The organism is Aggregatibacter sp. HK296 (assembly GCF_980469475.1).
The window spans coordinates 66402-80462 of record NZ_OZ413142.1 but is presented as its reverse complement, the minus strand read 5'-3'; the positions used below and the strand labels follow the sequence as shown (position 1 = coordinate 80462).

At 44.1% G+C, this 14061-nt stretch carries 12 protein-coding genes and 4 tRNA genes; 4 read left to right on the top strand and 12 right to left on the bottom strand.

The genetic code is table 11. The features are described from left to right. Window positions 1-104 precede the first annotated feature (104 nt). Window positions 105-569 (top strand): xanthine phosphoribosyltransferase, encoded by a 465-nt coding sequence (gene gpt / locus AC30SH_RS00470; RefSeq protein WP_032998038.1) that lies wholly within the window; start codon window positions 105-107, stop codon window positions 567-569. Window positions 570-713: 144 nt separating this feature from the next. Here the strand turns inward: gpt and tuf are convergent, their stop codons facing one another. The 5 genes from tuf to AC30SH_RS00445 all read right to left on the bottom strand — a co-directional run bounded on the left by tuf (window position 714) and on the right by AC30SH_RS00445 (window position 2372). Beyond that, complete coding sequence (gene tuf, locus AC30SH_RS00465) at window positions 714-1898, bottom strand: elongation factor Tu (protein ID WP_109092129.1); 1185 nt, start codon at window positions 1896-1898, stop codon at window positions 714-716. A gap of 93 nt (window positions 1899-1991) precedes the next feature. After that, a tRNA-Thr gene (locus AC30SH_RS00460) sits at window positions 1992-2067 on the bottom strand. Window positions 2068-2070: 3 nt separating this feature from the next. Further along, a tRNA-Gly gene (locus AC30SH_RS00455) sits at window positions 2071-2145 on the bottom strand. A 37-nt stretch (window positions 2146-2182) separates the two neighbouring features. Further along, window positions 2183-2267, bottom strand: a tRNA-Tyr gene (locus tag AC30SH_RS00450). Between the two features lie 29 nt (window positions 2268-2296). Next, window positions 2297-2372, bottom strand: a tRNA-Thr gene (locus AC30SH_RS00445). Window positions 2373-2613: 241 nt separating this feature from the next. Here AC30SH_RS00445 and coaA point away from each other — a divergent pair. Continuing rightward, window positions 2614-3543, top strand: a complete 930-nt coding sequence (coaA, locus tag AC30SH_RS00440) for a type I pantothenate kinase (RefSeq protein WP_048749206.1) — start codon at window positions 2614-2616, stop codon at window positions 3541-3543. Between the two features lie 55 nt (window positions 3544-3598). Here coaA and gyrB read toward each other — a convergent pair whose 3' ends face one another. The 3 genes from gyrB to cyaY all read right to left on the bottom strand — a co-directional run bounded on the left by gyrB (window position 3599) and on the right by cyaY (window position 8313). After that, window positions 3599-6019, bottom strand: a complete 2421-nt coding sequence (gene gyrB / locus AC30SH_RS00435) for a DNA topoisomerase (ATP-hydrolyzing) subunit B (protein WP_048749205.1) — start codon at window positions 6017-6019, stop codon at window positions 3599-3601. Window positions 6020-6115: 96 nt separating this feature from the next. Beyond that, window positions 6116-8005 carry a DNA helicase RecQ gene (gene recQ, locus AC30SH_RS00430; protein WP_048749203.1) on the bottom strand — a complete coding sequence of 630 codons (1890 nt, stop codon included), beginning with the start codon at window positions 8003-8005 and terminating at the stop codon, window positions 6116-6118. After that, window positions 8005-8313, bottom strand: coding sequence for an iron donor protein CyaY (gene cyaY / locus AC30SH_RS00425; RefSeq protein WP_021615942.1), 309 nt, complete (start codon window positions 8311-8313; stop codon window positions 8005-8007). The genes recQ and cyaY overlap by 1 nt, the downstream gene beginning before the upstream one ends. 121 nt (window positions 8314-8434) lie before the next feature. On the opposite strand from cyaY, the gene lptM reads away from it, so the two are divergent. Next, entirely contained in the window at window positions 8435-8554 is a 120-nt protein-coding gene (gene lptM, locus AC30SH_RS00420; protein WP_006719816.1) for an LPS translocon maturation chaperone LptM, read from the top strand. Between the two features lie 18 nt (window positions 8555-8572). Further along, window positions 8573-9823: a diaminopimelate decarboxylase gene (gene lysA / locus AC30SH_RS00415; RefSeq protein WP_048749201.1), complete on the top strand. Its 1251-nt coding sequence runs from the start codon at window positions 8573-8575 to the stop codon at window positions 9821-9823. 71 nt (window positions 9824-9894) lie between these two features. Here lysA and AC30SH_RS00410 read toward each other — a convergent pair whose 3' ends face one another. The 4 genes from AC30SH_RS00410 to AC30SH_RS00395 form a co-directional block, all read right to left on the bottom strand. Continuing rightward, complete coding sequence (locus AC30SH_RS00410; protein ID WP_048749199.1) at window positions 9895-10284, bottom strand: RidA family protein; 390 nt, start codon at window positions 10282-10284, stop codon at window positions 9895-9897. A gap of 75 nt (window positions 10285-10359) precedes the next feature. Then, entirely contained in the window at window positions 10360-10818 is a 459-nt protein-coding gene (recX, locus tag AC30SH_RS00405; RefSeq protein ID WP_489581951.1) for a recombination regulator RecX, read from the bottom strand. A gap of 81 nt (window positions 10819-10899) precedes the next feature. Beyond that, window positions 10900-11952 (bottom strand): recombinase RecA, encoded by a 1053-nt coding sequence (gene recA / locus AC30SH_RS00400; protein WP_314115857.1) that lies wholly within the window; start codon window positions 11950-11952, stop codon window positions 10900-10902. 130 nt (window positions 11953-12082) lie between these two features. Continuing rightward, window positions 12083-14008 (bottom strand): ABC transporter ATP-binding protein, encoded by a 1926-nt coding sequence (locus AC30SH_RS00395; RefSeq protein WP_489581950.1) that lies wholly within the window; start codon window positions 14006-14008, stop codon window positions 12083-12085. Between the last annotated feature and the right edge of the window lie 53 nt (window positions 14009-14061).

Sequence of the window (14061 nt, the reverse complement as noted above, 5' to 3'; positions counted from 1 at the left end):
TTAAAAAATTAGGGAAAATAATAGCATAAAATGCCGTTTCGGGTTATCCTAACGCAATTTTTATTTCCTGGGCGATGCCCGTAAAATTTTTAAAAGGTGTGTTTATGAGTGAAAAATATGTTGTGACGTGGGATATGTTCCATATGCACGCACGCAAATTATCTGAACGTTTACTTCCAGCTTCCCAATGGAAGGGTATTGTCGCAGTCAGCCGTGGCGGCTTATTTCCTGGCGCAGTACTTGCCCGTGAGTTAGGTATTCGTCATGTAGAAACCATTTGTATCGCCAGCTATAACCACGATAAACAAGGTGAATTGCAGGTTTTACATGCAGCTCAATTAGAAAACGGTGGAGAAGGATTTATCGTCATTGACGATTTAGTAGATACCGGAAACACTGCACGCGCCATTCGTGAGATGTACCCGAATGCTCATTTCGTTACTGTTTTCGCCAAACCCGCCGGCGCAGAATTAGTTGATGATTATGTGGTTGATATTCCACAAAACACATGGATCGAACAACCTTGGGATATGGGCATTTGTTTCGTTCCACCGCTTGCTAGAAAATAAAAAATAATAGAAAAAATGACCGCACTTTATTTCGTGAAAGTGCGGTCATTTTTTATTGTGTTTTCAGCAGAGTCGTTTTATCAACATGATGAAAACAAAAAGGCGTATCATTCGATACGCCTTTCTAATCAGGTTTATTATCAATTATTTGATAATTTTAGCTACCACGCCAGCACCTACTGTACGGCCACCTTCACGGATAGCGAAACGTAAACCTTGGTCCATCGCGATTGGGTGGATTAAGGATACGGTCATTTTGATGTTATCGCCAGGCATAACCATTTCCACGCCTTCTGGTAACTCGATTGTACCGGTTACGTCAGTTGTACGGAAATAGAATTGTGGACGGTAACCTTTGAAGAATGGAGTATGACGACCACCTTCTTCTTTGGATAATACGTACACTTCAGATTCGAAATCAGTGTGTGGAGTGATTGAACCCGGTTTAGCCAATACTTGACCACGTTCGATTTCTTCACGTTTAGTACCACGTAATAATGCACCGATGTTTTCACCTGCACGACCTTCGTCAAGTAATTTACGGAACATTTCAACACCGGTTACAGTTGTTTTTGCAGTTGGTTTGATACCAACGATTTCAACTTCATCACCGGTACGGATGATACCACGCTCCACACGACCAGTTACCACAGTACCACGACCGGAGATTGAGAACACGTCTTCAATTGGAAGAAGGAACGGTTGGTCGATAGCACGCTCAGGCTCAGGAATGTAAGAATCTAAGTGGCTTGCTAATTCAAGGATTTTTTCTTCCCATTCTGCTACGCCGTTTAACGCTTGTAATGCAGAACCACGTACGATTGGTGTATCGTCACCCGGGAAGTCATATTGAGAAAGAAGTTCACGAACTTCCATTTCAACTAATTCTAATAACTCTTCGTCATCTACCATGTCGCATTTGTTTAAGAATACGATGATGTAAGGAACACCTACTTGGCGACCTAATAAGATGTGCTCACGAGTTTGTGGCATAGGACCATCAGTTGCTGCTACGACTAAGATAGCACCATCCATTTGCGCCGCACCGGTAATCATGTTTTTAACATAGTCGGCGTGTCCCGGACAGTCAACGTGTGCGTAGTGACGTGTTGGCGTGTCGTATTCAACGTGGGATGTATTGATGGTGATACCACGCGCTTTTTCTTCTGGCGCGTTATCGATTTGGTCGAATGCACGAGCTGCACCACCGTAGTGTTTTGCTAATACGGTTGTGATAGCTGCAGTTAAAGTGGTTTTACCATGGTCAACGTGGCCGATTGTACCCACGTTAACGTGCGGTTTTGTACGTTCAAATTTTTCTTTAGACATTGAGAGTCCCTCTAAACAAACACGGTTATCGATGGTTCAATTTACCAGACTAACCAAAGTATTAAAATTTGTAATGGAGAGATTATTAAGAAGTGGTGCTGATAGGCAGATTCGAACTGCCGACCTCACCCTTACCAAGGGTGCGCTCTACCAACTGAGCTATATCAGCGCTTGGAGCGGGCAGCGGGAATCGAACCCGCGTCATTAGCTTGGAAGGCTAAGGTAATAGCCATTATACGATGCCCGCCGTTCTTAATTCATCTGTCCCATCGGTCGCTTAGAAATGGTGGAGGGAGAAGGATTCGAACCTTCGAAGGCTGAGCCGGCAGATTTACAGTCTGCTCCCTTTGGCCGCTCGGGAATCCCTCCACTCTAAGTTGGAACTTGAATACGAGAAATGGTGCCGACTATCGGAATCGAACTGATGACCTACTGATTACAAGTCAGTTGCTCTACCTACTGAGCTAAGTCGGCGTCGTAAACAAGTGAGGCGTATTATAGGGATTTTTTTATGCCTGACAAGTTTTTTTTTAGTAAATAAAGTTTTTTTTGGTTATTCGTTTAATTATCAAGCAAAAACCCTCTAACGTCGGTGAATTTAGCTGATTATGCAAAAATTTTACTGCTCAATCTCTTATTTATAGGGTATATTTTGCAACCTATCATTGGCTAAAAAAGAGTAATTCAGCACGTGGACTTTTCGGTTTCTCCTTCTATGTCGGAACAACTTACGCCATTTTTATCATTTGATCGGCAACGTTGGGCAGAATTGCGTAAATCGGTTCCGTTAACATTAACCGAACAGGATCTCAAACCTCTGCTTGGGATAAATGAAGAACTTTCCCTTGACGAAGTTCGTACCATCTATTTGCCGTTAGTCCGTTTGATTAACTACTATATAGATGAAAACATTCGTCGCCAAAATGTGTTGCGCCGTTTTCTTGGCGGACAAAACGCGAAAGTGCCCTACATTATTAGTATTGCAGGTAGCGTAGCGGTAGGGAAAAGCACCTCTGCCCGGATTCTGCAATCGCTCTTAAGCCATTGGCCACAACAACGTAAAGTCGATTTGATTACGACAGATGGTTTCCTACACCCGTTAGCCTATCTTCAAGAACACAATTTATTGCATAAAAAAGGCTTTCCGATTTCTTACAACACGCCAAAACTGATTCGTTTTTTAGCAGATATAAAATCCGGCAAGCCAAATGTTACTGCGCCAATTTATTCTCATCTAACCTATGACATTATTCCTGATCAATTTAATGTCATCAATCAACCAGACATTCTGATTTTAGAAGGGTTAAACGTCTTGCAACCTAACAGAAATCAAGCCAATGAGCTGTTTGTGTCTGATTTTGTCGACTTCTCTATTTATGTTGATGCGGAAGAAGACTTATTAAAAGAATGGTATATTCACCGTTTTCTGAAGTTCCGCCAAAGTGCTTTTACCGATCCAAACTCATATTTCAAACATTATGCGAATCTCTCTGAACAAGAAGCGGTTACCACGGCAGGGAAAATTTGGGATGAAATTAACGGATTGAACCTGAAGGAAAATATTTTACCAACGCGAGAACGCGCCGATTTAATTCTAAAGAAAGGCGCAAACCATGAAGTCGAATTGGTCACCTTAAGAAAATAACAAAAAAAGCACCGCACTTTATTATTCAAAGTGCGGTGCTTTTTTTAAATGGATTTTAAATATCCAAATTCGCTCTTAACGCATTACTCTCAATGAACTCACGGCGAGGCTCAACTTCATCTCCCATCAAGGTGGTGAATAACTGATCTGCCGCCACCGCATCTTTGATAGACACTTTCAACATGCGGCGAGTGTTTGGATCCATTGTCGTTTCCCAAAGCTGTTCCGGGTTCATTTCACCTAACCCTTTATAGCGTTGAATCATCAAACCACGACGAGATTCTTTCATCAACCATTCAATTGCCTGTTCAAAAGAAGCGACTGCAACTTTACGTTCACCACGCATAACATAGGCATTTTCTTCTAATAAGCCGACCAATTTTTCACCCAACGTAATTAAACGCGCATATTCATTACCGGTCACAAATTGGAAGTTCAAGAAATAATCCGTATCAATCCCGTGTGTTCTCACTGTTAACACCACTTCATGTACGTTTCGTTCAGCATTGAATTGCAAACGATAGCTATAATGTCTGCCGTCGGTTTCTTTTCTATTTAAAGAAGCAACCAAAGAATCAGCCCAAGAATTGACCGCACTTTCCTGTTGCATTAACGCTGTGGTCAACGCCGGTTGATAAATCAATTCTTTCAACACGCTTTCCGGATAATAACGGCTCAAGCGGGTCGTCATTTTTTGTACTGCAAGATATTCGGAAGCGAGATTTTGTAACGCCACACCTTGCATACCCGGCGCGTTGTCATTCACATAAAGCGCCGCATTTTCCAACGCAATCGCCAATTCAAATTCTGCCATGGCTTCATCGTCTTTAATGTATTGCTCTTGTTTACCTTTTTTCACTTTATACAACGGTGGCTGGGCAATATACACATAACCACGTTCAATCAGCTCCGGCATTTGACGATAGAAGAAGGTTAATAACAACGTACGAATGTGTGAACCATCCACGTCCGCATCGGTCATGATAATAATGCTGTGATAACGCAATTTATCCGGGTTATATTCGTCACGACCGATACCGCAACCTAGCGCCGTAATCAATGTACCCACTTCCGCAGAAGATAACATTTTATCAAAGCGGGCTTTTTCCACGTTCAGGATTTTCCCTTTTAACGGCAGAATCGCTTGGTTTTTACGATTACGCCCTTGTTTTGCCGAACCGCCCGCAGAGTCACCCTCCACGATATAAAGTTCGGATAACGCCGGATCACGCTCCTGACAATCCGCCAATTTACCTGGCAAGCCGCCTAAGTCTAATGCGCCTTTACGACGGGTCATTTCACGGGCTTTGCGTGCGGCTTCACGTGCACGTGCCGCATCAATAATTTTGGTCACGATGATTTTCACATCGTTTGGATTTTCCAACAAATAGGTTTGCAAATACTCGTTCATCAAAGATTCCACCGCACTTTTCACTTCGGAGGAAACCAATTTGTCTTTTGTTTGAGAAGAGAATTTTGGATCAGGTACCTTCACGGAAATCACGGCCACCAAGCCTTCACGGGCATCATCACCGGAAGTCGCCACTTTGGATTTCTTGGTGTAGCCTTCGTTTTCCATGTAGTTATTCAACGTACGGGTCATCGCGCCACGGAAACCTGCCAAGTGCGTACCACCATCGCGTTGTGGAATGTTATTGGTAAAGCAGTAAATGTTTTCTGCATAACCATCGTTCCATTGCAACGCAATTTCCACGCCAATGCCGTCTTTTTCTGCAGAGAAATAGAACGGTTTCGGGTGGATCGGCGTTTTACCACGATTGATATATTCCACAAACGCTTGAATACCGCCTTCGTAGTGAAAATGGTCTTGTTTGTCGGTACGTTCGTCAATTAAACGGATAGAAACACCGGAGTTTAAGAAAGATAACTCCCTTAGGCGTTTAGCTAAAATATCGTATTCAAATTCAATATTTGTGAAGATGGTCGAACTCGGCCAGAAACGCACGGTGGTTCCGGTTTGGGTGGTTTCGCCAATCACGGCTAACGGCGCTTGTGGATCGCCAAGGCTGTAAAATTGCTCATGCACTTTGCCTTGACGACGAATAGTCAGTTGCAATTTATCGGACAACGCATTGACCACAGACACGCCCACACCGTGCAAACCACCGGAGACTTTATAGGAGTTATCGTCAAATTTACCGCCCGCATGCAAGACCGTCATAATGACTTCTGCAGCAGAAACGCCTTCTTCCGGGTGAATATCTACTGGAATACCGCGCCCGTCATCTTGCACAGAAACGGAATTGTCGGAGTGAATAGTCACGATAATGTCACTGCAATAACCTGCCAAGGCTTCATCAATGGCGTTATCCACCACCTCAAAAACCATATGGTGTAAACCCGTTCCATCGTCTGTGTCACCGATATACATGCCGGGACGTTTACGCACCGCATCAAGCCCTTTCAGCACTTTAATACTGTTTGCACCATAAGTTTCTGGAGTAGTTGTTGACATAATTCTTCTCTGTGTAATTCGTAAAAAATTGGGCGGGATTATAGCAAAATTTTGCGCAATTAGCTAAACATAACTGCACTTAAACGGTACTTAGACTTATTCGGTTGCGCGGGCATTTTTATGTTCGCGGATTAAAGACAGAAACGCTTGTCCGAAACGTTCCAATTTAATCGTACCGACACCGTTAATTTGCAACATCTCAATGTTGCTGACCGGTTGGTATTGCGCCATTTCTTGTAAAGTCGCATCGTTAAACACGATATACGGGGGAATGTTTTCTTTATCGGCAATTTGCTTACGCAAGAAGCGCAAACGTGCAAATAAATCTTTGTCGTAAGAACCGACCGCACTTTTGTGCATCATGGCCGTAGTGACGATAGATGACAGGCGTGGCGTTGCCAATTCCAACGGCATCTCTCCCCGCAAAATCGGCTTGGCGTTTTCTGTGAGCTGTAACGTATTGCCATACTCGCCAATGATTTGGCGCACAAAGCCCAAATGAATTAACTGGCGTAATACTGACTGCCAATATTCCGTGCTGTGTTCTTTGCCGATGCCATACACACTCAGTTGGTCGTGTTGCTGATCGCGAATTTTCTGATTATTCATGCCACGCAAGACAGCAATGACATAATGGGCACCATAAGATTGACCAGTACGATAAATTGCCGACATAATTTTTTGCGCGTCCAACAACCCATCGTATTTTTTCGGTGGATCAAGACAAATATCGCAATTTTGACAGGCGGTTTGACGATGTTCACCGAAATAATTCAATAAGACCAAACGGCGACAGGTTTGACTCTCGGCAAATTCACCGATGGCTTGCAATTTATGCTGTTCAACTTGGCGTTGTGGCGTTTCCGGCTTTTCCATGAGCATTTTGTTCAACCACACATAATCCGCCGGATCGTAAAATAGCACCGCTTCTGCCGGCAAATCATCCCGCCCTGCACGGCCGGTTTCTTGATAGTAGGATTCAATGCTACGCGGTAAATCGAAATGCGCCACAAAGCGTACGTTGGATTTATTAATCCCCATACCGAAGGCGATCGTCGCCACCACCACTTGGATGTTGTCCCGCTGAAAATCCCGTTGTACCTTTTCCCGCAAGCTATTTTCCATGCCCGCATGATAAGCCGCTGCCCGCACACCTTTGTTGCACAGGGTCTCCGCAATGCGTTCCACTTTGTTGCGACTGTTGCAATACACAATGCCACTTTTGCCTTTTTGTGCCACCACGAAACGACACAGCTGTTCCATCGGCTTAAATTTTTCCACTAAGGTGTAGCGAATATTCGGGCGATCAAAACTCCCTACATGAAAGTGCGGTCGATTTAGGCGGAGATTTTGCAGAATATCTTGTTGCGTTGTAGGGTCTGCAGTGGCAGTGAGTGCCATAATCGGGACGTTCGGGAAGCTGCCTTTTAAGCCGCCAAGTTGGGTATATTCAGGGCGAAAATCGTGCCCCCATTGGGAAATGCAGTGCGCCTCATCAATGGCGATAAAGCTCACCTGACATAAAGAAATAAATTGGAAAAAGCTGTTGGTCATGACTTTTTCCGGGGACAAATACAATAATTTTAACTGGCCGGAAATCGCCCTATTTTGCACCTGTTGCTGTTCTTCAAAGGTTTGCGAGGAGTTTAAATAATCCGCTTCTACGCCGCTAGCACGCAGTTGATCCACTTGGTCTTTCATCAGTGAAATCAACGGCGATACTACCAAGGTCATCCCATCAAAACATAACGCAGGAATTTGGTAGCACAATGATTTCCCCGTGCCTGTCGCCATAATGACCAAACAGTCTTGCCCATTCAGCGTCGCCTGGATAATTTCCTCTTGCCCTTTGCGGAAAGCTTGATAGCCGAACACCGAATGCAACACATTCTTTGCCATCGCATAAAGTGCGGTGGATTTTGCCGACGATTTATCGAGAAAATCCACCGCACTTTTCATCGGTTCGTATGAGGTCAGGTGATTCATTAACCGAGCTGCACCTGCTCACCATGTTTAGCAAGCGCTTCGGTTAGGGCTTGCCAAAAATCTAAGCCATCGTTGCTGACCCAACGTTCATTTTTATAGGCAAAATGGAAACCGCCATTGTGGCTCGCCAACCATAATTCCAACAACGGTTCTTGTTTGTTGATCACAATTTGACTGCGATCGCCAAGCGTAATCGTGAACACGGAACCTTGGCGTTCACAATCGGCATCACAATCTTGCGCTTCCAGTTGCTCTTCAATTTCATCCCAAATTTGCTCGATTTTCTGATGAAACTCGACGATATTCATAAAATCACTCCAATAAATAACAGTAGGGCGGAAATTATAAAGATTTTCTGTGCGTTGTGATAGCACAAAGCCGGATTTAGTGGTAAAAAGAACAGTCAAATTTGAGCACAAGGAACAACCAATGAAAAAACTTATTTCCGTATTTTTACTCGTGACATTGTGCGCGCTAAGTACCGGCTGCGGCGTAAAAGGTCCGTTGTATTTCCCCGAACAAGACAGCGCTCAGAAAACAACCAAATAACTTTTTATAGGCGACCTTATGGACTTTTTCCAATATAAAAACAATCAACTCATGGCGGAAAATCTGCCGGTCAAACAATTGGCCGAACAATTTGGTACGCCGTTGTATGTTTATTCTCGAGCCACCCTTGAACGCCATTGGCACGCATTTAATAACGCTTTCGGCGAGCATCCGCACTTGGTGTGTTTTGCGGTGAAATCCAACCCAAATATTGCGATTTTAAACGTGATGGCAAAATTAGGATCAGGCTTTGACATTGTGTCCCAAGGGGAATTGGAACGCGTCCTTGCCGCCGGCGGTGACGCGGCCAAAGTGGTCTTTTCAGGAGTCGCAAAATCCCGCCAAGAAATCGCTCGTGCCTTAGAAGTCAATATTCGTTGTTTTAACGTGGAATCGGAAGCAGAATTATTGCGTATTAACCAAATCGCCGGTGAAATGGGCAAAATCGCACCAATTTCGTTACGCGTAAATCCGGACGTGGACGCCCACACGCACCCCTACATTTCCACAGGGTTAAAAGAAAATAAATTCGGCGTGAGTGTAGAACAGGCTCGTGAAGTCTATAAAGTAGCCGCCACCTTACCGAATATTAAAATCGTCGGCATGGATTGCCATATCGGCTCACAACTCACGGAATTACAACCCTTTTTAGATGCGGTAGATCGCTTAATTGTCCTCATGGAACAATTAAAACAAGATGGCATTCGTTTAAAACACTTAGACTTAGGCGGTGGCTTGGGGGTGACTTATACGGACGAAACACCGCCACATCCGACAGAATATGCCAAAGCATTATGGGAAAAGTTAAGTGCATTCAGTGAGCTAGAAATCATCGTCGAACCGGGGCGCGCCATTACCGCCAACGCGGGGATTTTGGTAACCAAAGTAGAGTATTTAAAATCCAACGAAAGTCGCAATTTTGCCATTGTGGATGCCGGCATGAACGACATGATTCGCCCGGCATTGTATCAAGCCTACATGAACATTCTCGAAATCGACCGCACTTTAGCGCGTGAAGAAAAAATCTATGATGTGGTTGGCCCAATTTGCGAAACCTCCGATTTCCTCGGCAAACAACGCAAACTTGCCATTGCGGAAGGGGATTATTTAGCCCAACGATCTGCCGGTGCCTACGGCGCAAGTATGTCTTCTAACTATAACTCTCGCCCAAGAACGGCGGAAGTGATGGTGGATGGCGATAAAGCTTATCTTATCCGCCGTCGCGAGGCTTTAAACGAATTATGGCAATTAGAAAATTTATTGCCGTAACGCAAGGTGAAACATAAAAAATCCCGCAAACTGACTTGCGGGATTTTTTATAAACACATCTGTGAACAAAACTACGCCCTTACGGCAATAGCCTCAATTTCTAAGCCAACATCTTTCGGCAGACGGGCGACTTCCACACAAGAACGTGCAGGGAAACTCGGGTGATGATTTTCTTTGAAGAAACGCTCATATTCGCCATTGACTGCCGCAAAATCATTTAAATCTTTCACGAATACCGTTGTTTTCACAATATCAGCAACAGTGAGTCCGGCTTGTTCAATGATCGCTTTCACATTTTCCAAAGACTGACGAGCTTGTGCCACAATGTCTTTCGGCACTTCACCGGTTACCGGATTGACCGGAATTTGTCCGGAAGTCAGCACTAAATTGCCTAAATCAACGGCTTGTACATAAGGCCCAATCGCGGCCGGTGCCTTCTCTGTATGAACTACTTTCGTCATTTTTTCTCCTAACTAATGATTTTGTGAGAGGTTATTCTACGTTGAAATCGATAACATGTCAGTTACTATACAACGCTAATCAAACTTGCTCGGGTCAGAACCCACATAATCCGCAAAATCCTCTTGATGAAACCCATGTGACAGCATGTATTGCCAAATTTTTTGGCGCATTTTCGGCGGTTGCTTTTCCTTATAATCAGGAAACTTTTTGCGTAACACATTTAACGCCAATGCCGACCAATCAATATCGCATTCACGGACAACCGCTTCAATGGTTGCGCTTTCAATCCCTTTTAATTGACGCAATTCTTGTTTGATTCTATTCACACCATAGCCTCGTTGAGAACGGCTGTTCAAATAACTTTCGGTAAAACGTTGATCACTTTGCCAGTTTTTTTGCTGGCAATGGGCAATGGCTTGGTCAATTTCTTCCTCGGAAAAGGCTTTTTCCTGCATTTTACAACGCAGTTCAAATTCGCTGTATTCACGGCGAGAAAGTAAATTCATCACATAAGTTAAGGCAAGGGAGGACATATTGTGTTACTTGTTATTATGGTTAAAAACCGATATAAAAAGTGCGGTCATTTTTGACCGCACTTTTTGACATCACTCATCTTATTCGAAGTCAGCTTCACCTGCTTCATCTTCAACATCGGCGGTAATGGCTGTTTCAGGATGCGCTAACAATTCATCACGCAAAGTGCTTTCAATTAATTTCGCTTGCTCCGGATTGTCTTTTAACCATTTCATTGCATTGGTTTTACCTTGACCGATTTTCTCGTTTTCATAAGCATACCATGCACCGGCTTTGCTGATGAGCTTGTGTTTTACACCAAGATCAATCAATTCGCTTTCTTTAGAAATGCCTTCACCGTACAGAATTTGGAAATCCACTTGACGGAACGGTGGTGCGACTTTGTTTTTCACCACTTTCACGCGGGTTTCGTTACCAATCACTTCATCGCCTTCTTTGATTGACCCGACACGACGAATATCTAAACGTACAGAGGCATAGAATTTCAGTGCGTTACCACCGGTAGTGGTTTCCGGGTTACCAAACATCACCCCGATCTTCATGCGGATTTGGTTGATGAAAATCACTAAACAGTTGGCATTTTTAATTTGTCCGGTCAATTTACGCAACGCTTGAGACATGAGACGTGCTTGCAAGCCCACATGAGAATCGCCCATGTCGCCTTCAATTTCTGCTTTCGGCGTTAAAGCTGCAACGGAGTCAACAATAATCACATCCACCGCACCGGAACGTACTAAGGCATCACAGATTTCTAACGCTTGCTCACCGTTGTCCGGTTGAGAAACCAACAACTCTTTCACATCAACGCCCAGTTTAGAGGCATAAATTGGGTCTAAGGCATGTTCTGCATCGATAAAGGCACAGGTTTTACCTGCTTTTTGCGCTTCAGCGATCACAGAAAGCGTTAAGGTGGTTTTACCGGAAGATTCCGGGCCAAAAATTTCAACGATACGTCCCATTGGCAAACCGCCGATCCCTAACGCTAAGTCAAGACCGAAGGAGCCGGTGGAAATCGCTTCAATATCCAATTTTTGGCTGTCGCCTAATTTCATGATGGCGCCTTTACCAAATTGTTTTTCGATTTGACCTAACGCGGCTTCGAGCGCTTTTTGTTTTTCTTCTTGAGTTGCCATTTTTTACCTCGGGAAAATCATTATCAAAATTCGCGCTTATAATAACTGTATCAATATACAGTATCAAGTGAAATTTTGATCTTTTTAAAATTTATGTGATGTTGCTTCCAAAACAAGATTATTTTGCCGTTTATTCTGCTTGAGACATGATGTCTTCTATGCTTTCTTGCAGTGCTAACCAGTCAACTTCAACCTCTTCCAACTGCTTTTTCACCTGCACCTGCTCGGCTAAAAGTGCGGTCAATTTTGCTTTCATTTCTGCGTCATACAAACTCGGATCCGCCAACTCCGTTTCAATCTGTTGCAATTTAGCTCCCAATTTTTCCATTTGAGTTTCTCGCTCCGTTGCCTGTTTGCGTAATGGCGCAAGTTGTTGGCGAAGTTCCGCTTCTTTACGTTTTTGCTCTTTACGGTTGGCAGCAGAATTTTCATTTTCACTCGGCTCATTTTGTGCTTTTATCTCTGCTGGTTGTGCATTCTGCTCGTTCAGCCACTTCTGATAATCCGCCAAATCACCTTTAAATTCTTCCACTTGCTTGTCATGCACCAAATAGAATTCATCTACAGTATTGCGCAACAAATGGCGATCGTGCGACACCAACACCAAAGAACCTTGATAATCCACCAACGCTTCAGTCAGTGCCTGACGCATATCCAAATCCAAGTGGTTGGTCGGTTCATCCAGCAACAGTAAATTAGGACGTTGCCACACAATAAGCGCCAGCACCAAACGCGCTTTTTCACCACCAGAAAAAGACGCCACCGGCTGATTCACTTTGTCGCCATGAAAAGCAAATCCACCCAAATAATCGCGCAGTTGTTGTTCTGTTTGTTGAGGCGCAATTTTTTGTAAATGCCACAAGGCGCTTTCATCCGCGCGCAACGTGTCTAATTGATGCTGGGCGAAATAGCCTAATTGTACGCCTTTCGCCAATTGAATCGTGCCACCGGTCGGGGGGATTTCGCCTGCCAATAATTTAATTAAGGTAGATTTCCCTGCGCCATTTTTACCGAGCAGCCCGATACGCGAGCCGGGCACCAAATTCAGTTTAATTTTACTTAAAATTTCCACCGCACTTTCACCCGAACCATAACCGGCAGAAGCGTTTTCCATCATTAATAGAGGACTTGGCAGGGAGAGCGGTTCACGAAATTCAAAATGAAACGGATTATCCACATACGCCGGCGCAATTTTTTCCATGCGTTCCAATGCCTTTATGCGACTTTGCGCCTGTTTGGCTTTGGTGGCTTTGGCTTTGAAACGGTCGATATAACGCTGCAAGTGATCAATTTTCAGTTGTTGCTGGCGATACATGGCATTTTGTTGCGCTAATTTCGTTGCCCGTTGCAATTCAAAGGAAGAATAATCGCCCGTGTATTCATTGAGTTTTTGTTGTTCAATATGCAGAATTTTGCCGACAATCGGATCTAAAAAGTCACGATCGTGCGAAATTAGAATTAATGTACCCGGATATTGTTTTAACCAACGCTCCAACCAAATCACGGCATCCAAATCCAAGTGGTTGGTCGGTTCATCGAGCAATAATAAATCAGAGCGACAAATCAAGGCTTGGGCCAAATTCAACCGCATCCGCCAACCACCGGAAAATGCCTTCACCGGCTGTTCCAATTCCGCCTGAGAAAATCCCAAACCGTGCAATAATTCGCCGGCGCGTGCTTCAATCGTCCAAGCATCAATGGCATCAAGTTGATTATGCAACGTGGCAATCGCATTACCGTCATTGTCCGCGTTCGCTTGTTGCAATGCCTGTTGCAGACGGCTGTATTCACGGTCGCCCTGAATCACATAATCAATGGCGCGACAATCCAGTGCGGGCGTTTCTTGATTCACCCACGCCAACGCCCAAGTTGACGGGAAAGACACCTCGCCACCTTCGGCGCTCATTTCATTTTTAAGCAACGCAAATAAGGAAGATTTGCCGCAACCGTTTTTGCCAACCAGGCCGACTTTTTGTCCCGGATTAATGGTGGCATTGGCGTTTTCGAGGAGCGTAGTCAAGCCCCGTTTTAGGGTTAAATTTGTGAAAAAAAGCATTGGTTTATAATGAATTTAATATAAGATATTGATTTGTAAAAAGACGCGTTATT

Bases quoted from the DNA above. Each gene is read 5' to 3' on its own strand.
- gpt (WP_032998038.1), top strand. From the start codon at position 105: ATGAGTGAAAAATATGTTGTGACGTGGGATATGTTCCATATGCACGCA.
- tuf (WP_109092129.1), bottom strand. From the start codon at position 1,898: ATGTCTAAAGAAAAATTTGAACGTACAAAACCGCACGTTAACGTGGGT.
- coaA (WP_048749206.1), top strand. From the start codon at position 2,614: ATGTCGGAACAACTTACGCCATTTTTATCATTTGATCGGCAACGTTGG.
- gyrB (WP_048749205.1), bottom strand. From the start codon at position 6,019: ATGTCAACAACTACTCCAGAAACTTATGGTGCAAACAGTATTAAAGTG.
- recQ (WP_048749203.1), bottom strand. From the start codon at position 8,005: ATGAATCACCTGACCTCATACGAACCGATGAAAAGTGCGGTGGATTTT.
- cyaY (WP_021615942.1), bottom strand. From the start codon at position 8,313: ATGAATATCGTCGAGTTTCATCAGAAAATCGAGCAAATTTGGGATGAA.
- lptM (WP_006719816.1), top strand. From the start codon at position 8,435: ATGAAAAAACTTATTTCCGTATTTTTACTCGTGACATTGTGCGCGCTA.
- lysA (WP_048749201.1), top strand. From the start codon at position 8,573: ATGGACTTTTTCCAATATAAAAACAATCAACTCATGGCGGAAAATCTG.
- AC30SH_RS00410 (WP_048749199.1), bottom strand. From the start codon at position 10,284: ATGACGAAAGTAGTTCATACAGAGAAGGCACCGGCCGCGATTGGGCCT.
- recX (WP_489581951.1), bottom strand. From the start codon at position 10,818: ATGTCCTCCCTTGCCTTAACTTATGTGATGAATTTACTTTCTCGCCGT.
- recA (WP_314115857.1), bottom strand. From the start codon at position 11,952: ATGGCAACTCAAGAAGAAAAACAAAAAGCGCTCGAAGCCGCGTTAGGT.
- AC30SH_RS00395 (WP_489581950.1), bottom strand. From the start codon at position 14,008: ATGCTTTTTTTCACAAATTTAACCCTAAAACGGGGCTTGACTACGCTC.